This window comes from Pseudonocardia sp. (genome assembly GCF_025465255.1).
Lineage (GTDB): Bacteria > Actinomycetota > Actinomycetes > Mycobacteriales > Pseudonocardiaceae > Pseudonocardia.
In genome coordinates, this window is the sequence record NZ_JAODNI010000075.1 from 1 (window position 1) to 14,138 (window position 14,138).

General features: G+C 71.3%; 14 protein-coding genes and 1 pseudogene. 5 read left to right on the forward strand and 10 right to left on the reverse strand.

Annotated elements, in window-relative coordinates; translation table 11 throughout:
* From JWP64_RS07625 to JWP64_RS07645, 5 genes and pseudogenes are all read left to right on the forward strand, one after another.
* Positions 1-212 (forward strand): annotated as a pseudogene (locus JWP64_RS07625) (DUF917 family protein); the annotation flags it as partial.
* 297 nt (positions 213-509) lie between these two features.
* Entirely contained in the window at positions 510-1,172 is a 663-nt protein-coding gene (locus tag JWP64_RS07630; protein ID WP_297493889.1) for a helix-turn-helix domain-containing protein, read from the forward strand.
* A 94-nt stretch (positions 1,173-1,266) separates the two neighbouring features.
* Positions 1,267-2,439 (forward strand): cytochrome P450, encoded by a 1,173-nt coding sequence (locus JWP64_RS07635; protein WP_297494020.1) that lies wholly within the window; start codon positions 1,267-1,269, stop codon positions 2,437-2,439.
* 41 nt (positions 2,440-2,480) lie between these two features.
* The gene (locus JWP64_RS07640) at positions 2,481-2,681 is read left to right on the forward strand and encodes a ferredoxin (RefSeq protein ID WP_297493891.1); all 201 of its coding nucleotides are present in this window, start codon (positions 2,481-2,483) and stop codon (positions 2,679-2,681) included.
* A 115-nt stretch (positions 2,682-2,796) separates the two neighbouring features.
* Positions 2,797-3,297, forward strand: coding sequence for a hemerythrin domain-containing protein (locus JWP64_RS07645; RefSeq protein ID WP_297493893.1), 501 nt, complete (start codon positions 2,797-2,799; stop codon positions 3,295-3,297).
* Between the two features lie 380 nt (positions 3,298-3,677).
* Here the strand turns inward: JWP64_RS07645 and JWP64_RS07650 are convergent, their stop codons facing one another.
* Genes JWP64_RS07650 through JWP64_RS07695 form a run of 10 tightly spaced genes read right to left on the reverse strand, consistent with a single transcriptional unit; the run spans position 3,678 to position 14,108 of the window.
* The gene (locus JWP64_RS07650; RefSeq protein WP_297493894.1) at positions 3,678-4,532 is read right to left on the reverse strand and encodes a fumarylacetoacetate hydrolase family protein; all 855 of its coding nucleotides are present in this window, start codon (positions 4,530-4,532) and stop codon (positions 3,678-3,680) included.
* Between the two features lie 55 nt (positions 4,533-4,587).
* On the reverse strand, positions 4,588-5,028 hold the full coding sequence (locus JWP64_RS07655; RefSeq protein ID WP_297493896.1) for a RidA family protein: 441 nt from the start codon (positions 5,026-5,028) through the stop codon (positions 4,588-4,590).
* Complete coding sequence (locus tag JWP64_RS07660; protein ID WP_297493898.1) at positions 5,025-6,248, reverse strand: VWA domain-containing protein; 1,224 nt, start codon at positions 6,246-6,248, stop codon at positions 5,025-5,027. The genes JWP64_RS07655 and JWP64_RS07660 overlap by 4 nt, the downstream gene beginning before the upstream one ends.
* Positions 6,245-7,120 (reverse strand): MoxR family ATPase, encoded by an 876-nt coding sequence (locus JWP64_RS07665; protein WP_366889556.1) that lies wholly within the window; start codon positions 7,118-7,120, stop codon positions 6,245-6,247. The genes JWP64_RS07660 and JWP64_RS07665 overlap by 4 nt, the downstream gene beginning before the upstream one ends.
* A 25-nt stretch (positions 7,121-7,145) precedes the next feature.
* Entirely contained in the window at positions 7,146-7,718 is a 573-nt protein-coding gene (locus tag JWP64_RS07670; protein WP_297493902.1) for a (2Fe-2S)-binding protein, read from the reverse strand.
* The gene (locus JWP64_RS07675) at positions 7,718-8,575 is read right to left on the reverse strand and encodes an FAD binding domain-containing protein (protein ID WP_297493904.1); all 858 of its coding nucleotides are present in this window, start codon (positions 8,573-8,575) and stop codon (positions 7,718-7,720) included. Before JWP64_RS07675 ends, JWP64_RS07670 begins: the two co-directional genes overlap by 1 nt.
* A complete protein-coding gene (locus tag JWP64_RS07680; protein ID WP_297493906.1) occupies positions 8,576-11,095 on the reverse strand; it encodes a xanthine dehydrogenase family protein molybdopterin-binding subunit in 2,520 nt (839 codons plus the stop codon).
* A gap of 31 nt (positions 11,096-11,126) precedes the next feature.
* Positions 11,127-11,528: a hypothetical protein gene (locus JWP64_RS07685; protein ID WP_297493908.1), complete on the reverse strand. Its 402-nt coding sequence runs from the start codon at positions 11,526-11,528 to the stop codon at positions 11,127-11,129.
* A gap of 13 nt (positions 11,529-11,541) precedes the next feature.
* Positions 11,542-12,672, reverse strand: coding sequence for an NAD(P)/FAD-dependent oxidoreductase (locus JWP64_RS07690; protein WP_297493909.1), 1,131 nt, complete (start codon positions 12,670-12,672; stop codon positions 11,542-11,544).
* Positions 12,673-12,713: 41 nt separating this feature from the next.
* The gene (locus tag JWP64_RS07695) at positions 12,714-14,108 is read right to left on the reverse strand and encodes an amino acid permease (protein ID WP_297493911.1); all 1,395 of its coding nucleotides are present in this window, start codon (positions 14,106-14,108) and stop codon (positions 12,714-12,716) included.
* Between the last annotated feature and the right edge of the window lie 30 nt (positions 14,109-14,138).

Here is a 14,138-nt window from a genome sequence, read left to right on the forward strand (position 1 = left end):
CCTCGGTCCCGGACCTGATCATGGTCCTGGACTCCGAGACCGGCCAGCCCATCACCACCGAGGACCTCCGCTACGGCTTCCGGGTCACGGTGGCCGCCGCACCGTGCGATCCGCGGTGGCGGACCCCCGCCGGGCTCGAGATCGTCGGGCCGCGCTACTTCGGGTACGACTTCGACTTCGTCCCGATCGAGGAGCGGTTCCCCGTACGGTGACCGCACCGCCGTGATCCCCGCCCGCCTCCGCGGGTGCCTCGAGCGCCTTCGCACCGGGGATCGGGTACTGCAGGGGCCATCCCCGTCGACTCGGCTCACGACATCCTCCTGAACGTTGATCTCCGTCGGAAGCGCACAGTTAAATCAATCGATTGACTCAAGTGGGGGTGGGCCGGTTTACTGTCCGCCGCAGGGACGGCTCGACGCAGGAGGACCATGAGGCGACCGGAGGGATCCGATCCGGCGTTCGCGTCGTCGAACGCGCCCGACGTCCCGGGGGGCCGGGGCGGAAGCTCCGTGCGGCTCACGCGGAAGCAGGCGACACAGGAGCTCATCCTCGACACGGCCGAGCGGCTCTTCGCCGAGCACGGCATGTTCGCCGTGTCGAACCGACAGATCGGCGAGGCGGCAGGCCAGGGCAACACCGCGGTCGTCGGTTACCACTTCGGCTCCAAGGCGGACCTCGTGCGTGCCTTGGTGCGCAGGCACACCGCGGAGGTCGAGCGGGGCCGCGAGGCGATGCTGGCGGAGGTCGGCGGCTCCGCCGAGGTCCGCGACTGGGTCGCCTGTCTCGTCCGCCCGACCACTGATCACCTTGCGGCACTGGGCACACCGACCTGGTTCGCCCGGTTCGGCGCGCAGGTGATGACGGACCCGGGCCTGCGGGAGATCATGGTGTCGGAGTCCCTCGCGTCGCCGTCCCTGCAGCAGACCCTCGACGGGCTCAACCGCTGCCTGCCCTCCCTGCCGCTGGACGTCCACCTCGAACGCGGTGACATCGGCCGCCACCTCATCGTGCACATGTGCGCCGAACGCGAGCGCGCCCTCGCCAGGGATGCGCCGACTCCCCGCGCGACCTGGCAGGAGGCCGCCTCGGGACTGATCGACGCCCTCGTGGGCATGTGGCTGGCCCCCGTGTCCCCGGTCGAGGGGTCCCGCACCGCGGAGGAACCGGCCTGACCCGCCCGACCCGATCCCGACGACGAAGGATTACCCCTTGACCACCACCGTGGACCGGACCGGACACGACCCCGCCGACGTCTCGTCCTACCCGATGTCCAGGAACGGGAAGTGCCCGTTCGACCCGCCCCCGGAGCTCTACGCCCACCAGGAGCAGGGCCCGCTCGCCAAGGTGCGCATCTGGGACGGCAGCACGCCCTGGCTGGTGACCCGCTACGCCGACCAGCGGGCGCTGCTGGCCGACCCCCGGGTCAGCGCCGACGTCGCCCGTCCCGGCTACCCCAGCCCCGCCCCGATCCCCAAGGGGGGTTCGGCGATCAGCTTCATCCTGATGGACGACCCCGAGCACGCCCGCCTGCGCCGGATGGTCACCGCGCCCTTCGCGATCAGGCGCGTCGAGGCGATGCGCCCGACCGTCCAGAAGATCGTCGACGACCTGATCGACGACATGCTGGCCGGACCGAGACCGGTCGACCTCGTCGAGGCCTTCGCGCTGCCCGTGCCCTCCCTGGTCATCTGCGCCCTGCTCGGCGTGCCCTACACCGACCACGACTTCTTCCAGGCCAACAGCAAGATCATCATCAAGCGCGACGCCCGCCCCGAGGACCGCCAGGCCGCCCTCGGCAGGCTGGTCGGCTACCTCGACCAGCTCGTCGGCACCAAGATGACCGAGCCCGGAGACGACCTGCTCTCCCGGTTGGCCGCACGCGTCGGGTCCGGCGAGCTGTCCAGGATGGACGCCGCGCAGATGGGCGTGCTGCTGTTGATCGCGGGCCACGAGACCACCGCCAACATGATCGCGCTCGGCACGCTTGCCCTGCTCGAACATCCCGACCAGCTCACCCGGCTCCGCGCGGCCGACGACCGCGCACTCGTCTCCGGCGCCGTCGAGGAGCTGCTGCGCTACCTGCACATCACGCACAACGGGCGACGCCGTGTGGCGCTGGAGGACATCGAGCTCGACGGCCAGGTCATCCGGGCCGGCGACGGCATCGTGTTCCCGAACGACATCGGCAACCGTGACCCCGAGGCGTTCCCCCACCCGGACACGCTCGACATCGGACGCGACGCCCGCCACCACATCGCCTTCGGCTTCGGCGTTCACCAGTGCCTGGGCCAGTCCCTGGCGCGGATGGAACTCCAGGTCGTCTACGGCACGCTCTACCGGCGGATCCCCACCCTGGCGCTCGCCGCCCCGCTGGAGGAGATCCCGTTCAAGCACGACGGATCCGTCTACGGCGTGCACGAACTCCCGGTCACCTGGTGACCGCAGCACACCGACCAGCACACCCGATCACGGAGGAACTCATGAAGGTCACCCTCGACCAGGACAGGTGCGTCGGCTCAGGCCAGTGCGTCGTCGCTGCTCCGGACGTGTTCCACCAGCGGGAGGAGGACGGAATCGCGGTGCTCCTGGAGGAGAGCCCGGCGGCCGAGCTCGCCGCCGACGTCCAGCACGCCGCGACGGTCTGCCCGGCGTTGGCCATCGCCGTGGAAGGACACCGCTGACTGTCATCCTGCCGAGGGAGGGCGTGATCCGACACCCGTTCGGATGCTCATGCGATTAGCTATCCCCTGGGATGGGCATGCTCCCGGTGACCACAGGCCACCTCGAGGGAGACCAATGTCCACCGACGCGATCGTGCTGCTCAAGGATGATCACAAGCAGATCCGCAAGCTCTTCCGCGACTTCGAGAATGCCGGCGAGAACGCGCTGAAGACGAAGGGCCGCCTCGTCGAGGCGATCATCGAATCCCTCACGGTGCACACCTACCTCGAGAACGAGTGCATGTACCCGGAGGTCAGGAAGAGGGTCCCGGAGTTGGAGGACGACGTGCTCGAGTCCTACGAGGAGCACCACGTCGCCGACGTCCTGTGTGTCGAGCTCGCCGCGATGAAGCCCGACGACGAGCGCTTCGACGCCAAGACCACGGTGCTGATCGAGAACGTCAGCCATCACATCGAGGAGGAGGAGGACGAGTGGTTCCCGCAGGTACGGGAAGCCCTCGGACGCAAGGAGCTCCAGGAGATCGGCGCCCGGATGCTGGAGATGCGCAAGGACGCGCCGCGCCGGCCCTCGCAGCCGAGCGCGCTCAAGAAGACCGTCGACGCGGTCCTCGCCTGACCACACCCCCGGACAACGCGAGCTGACGACCTGGCGGAGCTGGTGGTCCTGGCCACGACGGCGGGCCCGGCACGAGATCGTCCACGCCGCGCGGCCGGACACCTGCTGGCCTCCCTCTCGCCGACCTGCTCAGCCAGGCGTACGGAGATCCTGCTCCGCCGCTGCGCGCTGTCCCGCCCGGACGCGGGCGGGATGGCGATCGCGATCGACAGGGCGCGCCGCGCATTCGGCTGGGCTCCGAAGCGCTCGCGGCGGGACCCCCTGCCCGCCTGAGGTTCCACGATCTCCGCCGGCCCCTCGAGCACGGCGATGATCTCCCCGTCGAGGTTGTGCAGCGCGACTGCGCCCGGCCTCGGAAGCATCGCCCCACGGCCCCCCGGTCAGGGCGCCACGAAGCGGTGGCGCATCTCGCCGATCCCGGTGCACCAGGTGACGAGCTCGTCGCCGGCCTGCAGGAACCGGGGCGGCGTCCTCCCCATCCCGACCCCGTCCGGGGTGCCGGTGAAGATGGCGTCGCCGGGCAGGAGCGTGACGATCGCCGAGAGCTTCGCGATCAGCGTCGGGATCGGGAAGATCATGTCCCGGGTCCGGCCCTTCTGCACGCTCTCCCCGTTGACCAGGCAGCCGAGCTCCAGGTCGAAGGGGTCCAGGCCGGCGGCGCGAAGCTCGTCGAGCGTCACCAGGCTCGGCCCGACGGGGGAGAACCCGGGGTAGGACTTGCCCAGCCCGAACTGCGCGGGCGGGGCGGCGAACTGGGTGACCCGGTCGGAGATGTCCTGGCCCAGGCTCAGCCCCGCGATGTGGTCCCACGCGTCGGCCTCGGCGATGTCGTGGCCGCCGACGCCGACGACGGCGACCAGCTCGACCTCCCAGTCCACGTCGCCCGGCGAGAGCGTGATGTCCCCGCGAGGACCGGTGAAGCTGGACGCGTACTTGGTGAAGACGAGCGGCTCGGTGGGCAGGTCGAAGCCGGACTCGTCGGCGTGGTCGCGGTAGTTCAGGCCGATCGCGAACACCTGGGGCGGCCGCGGCACCACCGCGTCGAACTCCTCGTCGGCGACCGGGACGGCACTGTCGAGCGGCGCCGTCGCGGCCCACTCGCCGAACTCCGCCCAGCGGGCGTAGACCGCCTGCGGGTCGGGACCGAACCGGCCGCCGCTGGCCGCCTCCACGTCGACGGCCTTCCCGTCGGGGGCCAGCAGGACGAGCCGGCCGGCGGCATTGGCGATACGCAAGGTGTTTCCTCCGTGACGAAAGGGACTTCTCGGACGATCGCGGGTGTCGCGATCACTACCCGAGATCGTGACGCGGTTCGCCTGCCGGTATCCCGACCACCGCTTCGATCTCCACCAGGAGTCCGGGCACGACGAGCGCCCCCACCTGGATCAGCGTGCTCGCGGGGCGCGCCGGACCGAAGAACTCCTTGCGCACCTCGTTCACGGCGTGCCGGTCCGCGGCGTCGAGCAGGAAGACGGTCACCTTCAACACGTCGGCGAACGACGCCCCGGCCTGGGCGAAGACTGCGCCCAGGAGCTCGTGGACCCGGCGGGCCTGGGCCGCGACGTCACCGGGGCCGACGATCTCGCCGTTCTCGTCCAGGGCGACCATCCCGGAGACGAAGAGCAGGTCCCCGAAGCGGACGGCGTCGGTGTAGTGGGACAGCGCGGGCGGCATCCCGGGGAGGCTGAGCTCCTCGCGGAGGGGTCGGGCGGAGCTGGCGGAGCTGGTCATGCGGGGATCCTCCGAGGGGTCGGGGTGCGTTCGAGATGGTCGATCAGGGCCCGCAGCGCAGGCGGTCCGGAGAGGTCGAGGTGGTCGTCGACCAGGGGCAGCGCCGCGCGGAGGCCGCGGACCTCGGGCGCGTATCCGGTCGCCGCGGCGTGCGGGTCGCACCAGACGACCCGGGAGACCGCGCGCCGGAGCCTGCGCATCTGGGCGACGAGGAGCTCGGGCTCGTCGACGTCCCACCCGTCACTGAGCACGAGGGCGACGGTGTCCCGGGTCAGCCGCGGCTCCACGGCGTCGAGGAACCGGCGCAGGCAGTGGCCGATCCGGGTGCCGCCGGCCAGCGCGCTGTCCTGGGCCCGGAGCCAGCGCAGCGCGGCGCTCCGGGGCAGGCCGCGGAACACGTCGCCCACGAGTGTCAGCTCGACGTTGAAGACGCCGATCTCCACCACCTTCGCGTGCCGGGCCAGAGCGTGGGCGAAGGTCAGGAACAGCGGCGTCACGTGCGCCATCGACGAGCTGACGTCGCACAGCACGACCAGCCGGGCCCGTCGCGGCGTCGGCGCCGACCGCAGCAGGACGAGCAGCTCGGCGCCCGTCCGGAGGTTGTGCCGCAGGCTCGACCGCAGGTCGACGAGGTCGCCGGCGGCCGCGGTGCGGCGGCGCCGGCCGGGCGCGCGGGCCAGGGCCGCCGCGAACCGCCGGGCGAGGGCGTCGACCTGCCGGCCGTCGATCTCGTCGACCGGCACCGGGCCGCCGTGGTGCCGTCCGTACGACGCGCGCGGGGTGGGGCGGTCCCGGGCGCGCGGCGCTGCCTCGTCGAGGCCGGATCCGTCCCGGCTCGCGTCCGCAGTGGTGCCGTCGGCGGCGGGCGCCGGTGACGCGTCGGCAGCGGTGACCGGCGGCTGGACCTCGGCCGCGTTCCAGAACACCGGGAAGACCAGGTCGAACAGGCGGCGACCGGGCCGGTCCGAGGCGAGGGTGCAGCCCAGGGCGTCCCGGACGTCCGCGGCCCGGTCGAGCGGCACGACGCCGAGGGCCCGCACGGCGCGGGCGACCGCACCGCCGGGAACGGTCGCCCCGCAGTCGCGGAGCAGGCCGGCGAAGACCGCGACGTCCTGGGCGGGACGACCGGTGCGCCGCGCCCGGGCCTCCCGGGCCCGCGCGAGGTGTGCGGTGCGGACGCCACCGCGGTCGACGGGGCGCCGGAGATCACCGGCGCTCATGCGACGCCCGCCTCGCGGAGCACCCGCCGCCCGTCGGACCCCCGGAAGCGTTCGAGGTCGTCGCCGTCCTTGAGCAGGCAGCCCAGCGTCTCGTCGACCAGCCCGTCGTCCAGCACGCCGCCGACGAGGGTCAGCGCGCGGATCCAGTCGACGGTCTCGGAGATGCCGGGTGCCTTGCGGTACTCCCCCGCCCGCAGGCGCCCGACCAGCTCGCACGCCCGGCGGACGAGGTCCTCCGCCGAGCCGGGCAGCCGCGCCTCGACGATCTCGATCTCCCGCTGCAGGTCGGGATAGGGCAGCCAGTGGTAGAGGCATCGACGGCGGAGCGCGTCGGACAGCGGGCGGGTGCGGTTCGCGGTCAGGACGATCCGAGGCCTGCGCGTCGCGGTGATCGTCCCCAGCTCGGGCACGGTGACCTGGAACTGGGCCAGCAGCTCGAGCAGCAGGGCCTCGAACTCCTCGTCGGCACGGTCGAGCTCGTCGACGAGGAGCACGACCGGCCGGTCGTCGTCGGTGGGACTGATCGCCTCCAGCAGCGGCCGGCGCAGCAGGAACTCCTCGGAGAAGATCGTCCGCTGCAGCTCCTCCCCCACCGTGCCACGCGCCTCGGCCACCCGGATCGCGAGCAGCTGGCGCGCGTAGTCCCACTCGTAGAGGGCGTGGTGCGCTGCCAGGCCCTCGTAGCACTGGAGCCGGACGAGCCGGGCGCCCGTGGCCTCCGCGAGGGCTTCGGCCACGGACGTCTTGCCCACCCCTGGCTCGCCCTCCAGCAGCACCGGGAGCTCCAGGGCGCCCGCCAGGTGGAGCACCATCCCGAGCGGCCGGTCGGCGACGTAGCCGGTCGCCGCCAGCGCCGACACGAGTTCCGCCACGGGATCGGCACCGCCCGGCCCCGGATCAGTCATCGGTCGTGGTCGCCCCGGCACCCCGCATCACCTCGGCGGCCTCCATCGCGGCGTCGACGATGTGCTGGTAACCGGTGCACCGGCAGAGGTTGCCCGCGATCGCCTTCCGGACGTCGTCCCGGCACGGCGCCGGGTTCTCCTCCAGGTAGTCCTTGAGCACCATGACCATCCCGGGCGTGCAGAAGCCGCACTGCAGCGCGTGGCACCGGTGGAAGGCCGCCTGCAACGGGTGGAGGTCCTCGACGCTGCTGCGGATCGCGTCGAGCGGCTCGTACACGCCGGCGAGGGTCTGCGTCGTCACCTGCTGCACGGGCCCCAGCTTCTGCGGCGACAGCCCCTCGATCGTGGTGACCTCGGCGCCGTTCACCTGCACGGCGAGGACGTTGCAGGACTTGACGACATCCCCGTCGACCTCGATCGCACAGCACCCGCAACGCGCCTCCATGCAGCCGTTGTGGGTGCCGGTGAGGCCGGCGGTGTCCCGCACGAACTCCAGCAGCAGGGTCCGCTCGTCGATCTCGGCGGTGACCTCGCGGCCGTTGACGGTCAGCGTGACCTTCTGCATCAGACAGTCCTCACGTCGGACAGGGCCCGGTCGACCGCGCGGCGGACGAGCGAGCGGATCAGCTCGTGTCGGTACCGGACCGCTTCGCCGCCGGTGGTGCCGCCCGGCAGCACCTCGTCGGCAGCCCGCGTCCCGACCTCGGCGGCGGACGCGCCCTCGGCCAGCAGGGCAGCCGCGACCGGGGCGGTGACGGGGACGGGTGTCGCGCCGCCGACGGCCAGCCGGGTCTCGGCCACCGTGCCGTCCGGCCCCTGCCGCAGCGCGCAGGTGACCGAGACGATCGCGGCGTCGAACACGCGGTGGCGGAACTTCTCGAACGCCACCGTGTCCCAGGCTGCGAGCGGGGGCAGGACGACGGCGGTGAGGATCTCGTCCGGGCCGAGCGCTGTCACCCCCGCGCCCTCGGCGAAGTCCTCGGCGGCCACGGCCCGGTCCCCGGACGCGCCGCTGACCCGCAGCCCCGCGCCCACCCCGATCGCGAACGCCGGCATGTCGTACCGCGGGTCCGCGGTGCAGAGGGCCCCACCGATCGTGCCCCGGTTCCGCACGGGGCGGTCCGCGAGATCACCGGCGACCTCGGCCAGTACCCCGTGCCAGCCCGCCAGCGATGCCCGGGCCAGCACCGCGTACGTGGTGGCCGCACCGACGACCAGGGAGCCGTCGTCGGCGGTCCGGACGCCGGTGAGCTCGTCGATCCCGGACAGTGACACCAGGTGGGTCGGCCGCGCGCTGCGGTCCTTGAGCGCCAGCAGCAGGCTCTGCCCGCCGGCGATCGCCCGCGCGTCCGGGGCGTGCTCGCGGAGCATCGCGACGGCGCCCGCCGTGGTGTCCGGCGCGAGCCAGGTGAAAGGCTTCATCTAGTCCGTGTCCTCCTCTGCGTCCCAGTCGAAGTCGAAGTCGAAGTCCCCGCCGTCGGCGGCGGTGGGCCTCGGCCACTCCTCGGGCGTGCGGGGCCCCGTGAAGTCCGGCATGTCGTCCGGGTAGCGGATCGTGGCGACGCCTCGCCGCTCCTTCTCACGCAGGGCGATCAGCATGCGCTGCGGCGTGATCGGCAGGATGGTGAACCGGACGCCGGTCGCGTTGAACACGGCGTTGCCGATCGCGGCCGGAACGGGTCCGGTCCCGGACTCCCCGGCGCCCTTCTGTCCGCCCGGGATGGTCGTCGACGGCGCGGGGATCTCGTAGATCTTCGTCAGCTCTGGGACGTCCGGTGCCGTCACCGCGAGGTAGTCCTTGAACGAGGCGTTGAGCTGGTGGCCGTCCTCGTCATAGACGTAGTCCTCGCTCAGCGCCATCCCGAGCCCCATCAGGAACCCGCCCTGGTGCTGTCCCTCGACGATCAGCGGGTTGATCACGGTGCCCGTGTCGTGGACCATCGCGTAGTCCACGACGGTGATCTGTCCGGTGTCCGGGTCGACCCGGACGTGCGCGGCGTGCGCGGCTCCGGAGTAGGTCACGCTGAGGTTGCCCGAGCCGTTCGACGCCTCCCGCTCGGTCGGGGTGTCGTACGTCGCGACCGTCTCGAGGGTCGGCTCGAAGCCCGGCGGGAGCTGATGGGTGCGGTAGGCCGCGGTCGCGGCGATGATCTCGAGGTGGATGCCGCTGTCCGGCAGTCCCTTGACGTACACGCGGTCGTTCCCGGCGTCGAGGTCCTCGGGGCCGACCTCCAGCACGTGTGCGGCGATCGCGAGGACCTTGTCCCGCAGGCGTTCGGTCGCGAGCCGGCAGGCGGTGCCGAGGACCGCGGCGCCGCGGCTGGCGTAGGTGCCGAGCCCGAACGGGGCGGTCATGCTGTCCGGCGGCGCCAGGCTGATCTTCTCGATGCCGACGCCGAGCCCGTCGGCGACGATCTGGGACAGCATCGTTGCGTGGCTCTGCCCGTGCGAGACGTCGCTGGAGTAGATCGTGACCGTGCCGTCGGTCTCCAGCCGCAGCCGCACGGCGGACAGGTCGGTGTCCAGCGAGGGGTGCCGGCAGCTCGTGTACTTCATGGACACGGCCAGCCCGAGACCCTCGTACGGCACCGGCGCGGCCCGCTTGGCAGTCCAGCCGATCGCGTCCGCGCTGGCCAGCAGGCACTGCTTGATCGACGTCGAGTCGATGATGTGCCCCATCGGGGTCCGGAACGGGAACTCCTCCGGATCGACGACGTTGCGGGCTCGGACGGCGAGCGGGTCGAGCCCGAGCTCCCGCGCGGCCATGTCGACGAGCTGCTCCTTGGCCCAGATGACCTGCGGGATCCCGAAGCCGCGCAACGGGCCGCCGGGCGCGGTGGTCGTGTGCACGATGTCGGAGTCGACGTGGATGTTCGGGATCGGGTACGGCAACATGCCGACGTTGGTGCCGATGTGCACCACCTGGTTGCCCCACACCGACATCGCGCCGGTGTTGTGCACGACGTAGTCCCGGTACCCGGTGATGTCGCCGTCGGCGGTCATGGCGAGCTCGGCGTAGCGGACCTGGGCGTTGCGGGTGGTGCCGACGCGGAAGATCTCCCCGCGGCCGAGCACCAGCTTCACCGGCCGGCCGAGGCGCATCGAGAACAGCGAGGCGATGACCTCGTGCCCGAAGATCTGCGCCTTCGAGCCGAAGCCCGCACCGACCTCCGGGACGATCACCCGGACCTTGGTGCGCGGGATCTGCAGCACGTCCGCGAGCACGTCGCGCACCATGTAGATCGACTGGGTGGACGAGTAGAGCGTCAGGACGCCGGTGAAGGAGTCGTAGCTGGCCACACAGCCGTGCGGGTCGAGCGCGGCGCCGGCCTGCTTGTTCGTGGCGAAGCGCTGCCGGACGACGACGGCCGCCTCCCGCTCGGCGGCCTCGAAGTCGCCGATGCGGACCTTGTAGCGGTCGAAGATGTTGCCGTCCCCGAACTCGTAGACGATCCCCTCCTGGACGAGCGGGGAGTCCGGGCGCAGCGCGACCTCCGGATCGACCACGGCCGGGAGCGGCTCCAGGTCGACGGCGACGGCCTCGCACCCGTCCAGGGCCTGGTATGCGGTCTCGGCGACGACCGCCGCGAGCTCCTGGCCCTCGTAGAGCACCTTGTCGGTGGCGAACGGGAAGTGGTCGCCGACCAGGAGGTCCTGCATGAGGTCGCCCCAGGGCTTGACCTTGCCGACGAGCTCCGCGCCCGCCAGCACGTCGAGCACGCCGGGCAGTTCGCGCGCCGGCTCGGTGTCGACGGAGCGGACCCGGGCGTGCGCGAGGCTGCTTCGCAGGACCTTCGCGTGGACCATCCCGGGGAGCGCGATGTCGTCGATGAACCGCGCGGTGCCGGTGAGCAGCGCAAGGTCCTCCTTGCGCGGCACCGACGTCCCGACGAGGCGTCTCGGCGCGGTGCCGGTCGTGGAACGGGGTGGTGCTTCGGTCACTGTCGTGCCTCCTGGAAGGGCGAGGACATGATCACCAGGTCAGGAACGAGATCGCGGCGAGGAGCCTGCGTCGTTCCACCTCGTTGCCGCGGATCTTGATCCGGCCCGAGATCGACTCGATGGCCGACGTGGTCTCGTCGTAGTAGATGCGCTGCATCGTGTCCGCGAGCATCACCGTGAGGATCCGCGGCCGCTCGGGCAGGCCGATGGAGACCTTCTGCACCACCCCGTCGTCGATCAGCACGGTGAAGTCCTGTTTGAGGTCGGGCATCCGGACGACGAGCGGCCAGTTCCGCCACTGCGCGACGGCGGCGACGGTGTCCTTGTTCCCGTTCCACTTCTTCGCGTAGTACTCGTCGAGCACGTCGCGCATGTAGTCCGGCGTGATCGCCTCTGGGCGCGGAAGGTACTGCGTATTTGCGGGGTCGGTCATCGAAACCTCCTGCTCAGCGGGCGCCGACGGGCCGGTGCCGCGCCGCTCTGTTCAGCTGCCGGTCGACCCACGGGATCCGGGTGACCGCCTCCAGGACCTGGCTGCGCCGGTGGGCGAAACGGTCGGGCCAGGCGCTGGCGGCCCGGCCGTAGAGGTCGGTCCAGCGCTGGATGTGGTCGGTGAGCGGCCGCTCCTTGCGCTCCCATCTGGTCAGGGCAGTGGCCACGTCGGACTCGCGCTCCAGATACTCGGCGAGCGCGAGGGTGTTCTGGAACGTCAGGTTGGCACCCTGCCCGAGGTTCGGCGGCTGCCCGTGTGCGGCGTCACCGACGACCGCGGCCACGCCGCTCGACCACGCCCGGGTGGTGACCCGCATGGCGCGGTCCCAGCGCCCGGTGTCCTCGATCCGCTCGACGATGCCGCCGAGGGTCGGGAACGACTCGAGCCATGTCTCCTTGTCGACCGGCACCCGGCGGCCCGCCTCGTCGTCGACCGGGCAGCACAGGCAGACGTAGTTGACGTCGTCGGTGCAGGGGTCGTAGAGGAGCCGCCGGGACCCGCTCCAGTACTCCGTGATCTCGGTGGCCGGGTCGCCGTCCCGCCGCGGGATCAGCAGCCGGGTGTATCCCTCGTCGAGGTAGTCGACCCGGCGGGTCAGCAGGAGGGTCTCCCTCAGCCGGGAGAAGACGCCGTCGGCCGCGACGACCAGATCGGCCTTCCGGACGGTGCCGTCCTCGAGCTCGAGCTCGCCGTGCTTCGTCGCCCCGACGGCGGTGGAGCTCAGCTCGATGTCGACCTCGAGCTCCTCCACGCGGGCGATGAGCGCGTCGTAGAGGTCCGCGCGCGGCGGGAGCATCAGCCGGTCCCCGGATCCGAAGGAGCGGTGCATCAGTGGCCGCCCCTCCGGATCCCGTGCGACCAGGGTCTCGATCCGCTTGGCCCGCTTGGTCGCCGCCTGCTCGACACCCAGCGCGTCGAGCGAGCGGAGGCCGTTCTCCCACAACCAGATACCGGCGCCGAACATGCGCAGGCTGTCCGAACGCTCATGGACGCGAACGCTCCATCCGTGCTGTGCGAGCGCGATCGCCGCTGCCAACCCGCCGAGTCCGGCGCCGGCGATCTCCGCGTGCCTGGGCTTGCCCATGGGCGGTCCTTTCGAGGTCGTACCGAGGAAGGTGTCCGGTTCTAGAGACGAGCCGCCGAGGTGCGCCGGCGAAGGATCTGCTCGCGGTAGAAGGCGCCCCGCTTGGTCCGCGGGACGACGAACATGTCGTAGACGACGACGATCACGACGAGAGCGACCCAGGTGAGCGCGGCCGTCCAGTCCGTCATCGCGATCGCGACGCCGATGACCGCGGTGAAGACCAGCAGGAACACCGCCAGCGGGGTGCCGAACCTCGACACGATCGGCCGGTCGAGGTCCTTGCGCCGCTTCATCAGCAGGTAGAGGAGCGCGACGACGAAGTAGAGGGTGGTCGACCAGGTCGACAGGACGTGCGAGACGAAGGCGAAGTCCGACCAGTACGCGCCGATCAGGGCGAACAGGCCCAGGATGACGATCGCGACCCACGGCACCGAGCGGCGCGAGTAGCGGCCGACGGCGCGGGGCAGCGCGCCCTGCTGGCTGTACAGGGCGAGGATCTTGCCCATGCCCATGAAGTAGACGGACAGCGTGGTGTAGGTGGCGATGAGCATGGCGAACAGCGCCAGGTAGAAGAGCGGGTTCTGACCGAACTTCGCCTCGACGACGCCGATGGTGGGGACCGGCATCACGAGCAGCGCGGCGACCGGCAGGCTGCCCAGCACGCCGAGGGCCAGCGGGATCTGCCGGATCCAGAGCTGCCAGGCCGCCGACATCAGCCCGACGTCTCGGGAGCGCCCGAAGTCCTTCCACTCGTCCACGAGGACCTGCTGGACCTCCATGATCCCGGCCATGATCCCCAGCCAGAGGCCGGTGACGGTGAAGAACGTCATGAAGGTGACCGGCGTGGGCGACGGCCAGTTCAGGTCCCACGCCTCCGTGTTCGCGATGAGCGCGATCACGGCGACGGCCAGCACGATGTCCGCGGCGAGGGTGATCACGACCAGGACCGACTGCACCTTGCCGGTGATCTGGTGGCCTAGCAGGTTCAGCGCGATGACCGGCACGAGCACGACGTAGGGCCAGACCGCGGCCGGCACGGCCGGGAACAACAGCGCCAGCAGCTCGTCGGCGATGAGCAGCTCGAGCCACATGAACGCGCCGTACACCGGTGCGTAGAGGATCAGGTAGCTGGTGCCGAGCGGGAACACCCCTGCTTCGCGGGCGTAGGACTGCAGCGAGCCGGGTTCGGGCACCGCGGTGATCATCTCGCGGTAGAGCCACCACGCGGTGTGGATGACGATGGCCCCGCCGACGAACCCGAGGATCGACCACAGGATCCCGTAGGACGCCGCGATGAAGACGATCCAGGCCCAGCCGGCCGTGAAGAGCATCTCGCCGGTGCCGATGGCCGAGACGTCGAACCAGGACAAGGGCTTCTCGTCGACGAGCTCGATGTCGTCGAGATCGTCCTCGGACAGGTCGTCACTGGTGGACATTGGGCGTGCCTCTCTCGTGCGTCTTACGAC